The organism is Halomonas sp. AOP43-D1-4 (assembly GCF_052446175.1).
Taxonomy (GTDB): Bacteria; Pseudomonadota; Gammaproteobacteria; order Pseudomonadales; family Halomonadaceae; genus Vreelandella; species Vreelandella citrativorans.
On the sequence record NZ_JBQSVY010000043.1, the window covers coordinates 1 to 1,031 of the forward strand.

Consider the following 1,031-nt stretch of genomic DNA (forward strand, 5'->3'; position numbering starts at 1 on the left):
TAAGTGGTTACGCAAAAGTTATTGAGTAATCAGTGCCGTAACCATTGCATACGTTTTTGACCGCGTCACAAAGCTTATCGAACGAACTGTAGGCTGTTAACGGTAGCCACCGGTATTTGATTTCGCGCCAAAGGATTTCGATCAGGTTCAGCTCCGGCGAATACGGCGACAAATAGACCAAGTGAATGCGATGTGCCATCCAATCAAGAAGTTTGCGCTGAAATGCCCTGGAACGGTGCATTCTGGCATTATCCAGTATCACGACGGTGAAGGAGTCAGGGTCTTTATGTGCCGCAAACTGATCAAAGGCTTCTATAACGGTCTCAGTGGTCACAGAGTCGGTGGTCATGTGGTGAAAAAACTCACCTTTTCTGGTGAGAAAGCCCAGTACATTCAGCCGTTTGCTATGTGGGTAGGCAGTGACTTCCCAAGGCTTGGCTATCGGGCTCCATGCATAAGGTAGTGACGATGATTGCGAGAAACCGGCCTCATCAAAGAAATAGAGATCGCACTTACCATCATCTTCCCACTCCTTCAATACATTGATCATCTCTTGCGTATGGCGGAAATCTGTTTCGTCACGCGGTGCCCTCAATGAGCGGCGTATCCGCTTACAGCTATAGCCTTTTTTTTAACGCGCGCCGCAACGTGTCCTGGCTGACGACGTTACCTGTCTTCTCTTGAAACCTGGCATGGAGGACAGGCAGTTGATGGGGATACTCTTCAACCAATTGCTCTAACACAGCAAGATCACTCTCGCTGAGAAGATGGGGGCGTCCTTCGCGAGGCTTGTCTTGAAGACCTTCAATACCGTCTGCTTCCCATTGGGATAACCACGTCGATACCGTATCGCGCTTAACCCCGATAATATCGCGAACCTGGTTAATCGTATGGCCTTTGTGGTTGAGCAGAATGGCGTGAGCCCGACGACGTAACGCTCTCTTTTCGCCGTACTGGTAGGCTTCATTTAAGAGACGTTGCTGGTCAGGTGTTAAAGAAACGAAACGTAAGCGCCGAGACATGGTTCTGTG

Annotated in this window: 1 protein-coding gene; it reads right to left on the bottom strand. The window is 49.4% G+C overall.

What is annotated here, in order from left to right; translation table 11 throughout:
* Positions 1 to 7 precede the first annotated feature (7 nt).
* Positions 8 to 1,022 (bottom strand): IS630 family transposase gene (locus tag ACT3RQ_RS17690; protein ID WP_193057311.1). Its coding sequence is split into 2 segments (ribosomal slippage): positions 8 to 623 and positions 622 to 1,022, totalling 1,017 coding nucleotides; the frame shifts between segments, so codons are not numbered across the junction.
* Positions 1,023 to 1,031 lie beyond the last annotated feature (9 nt).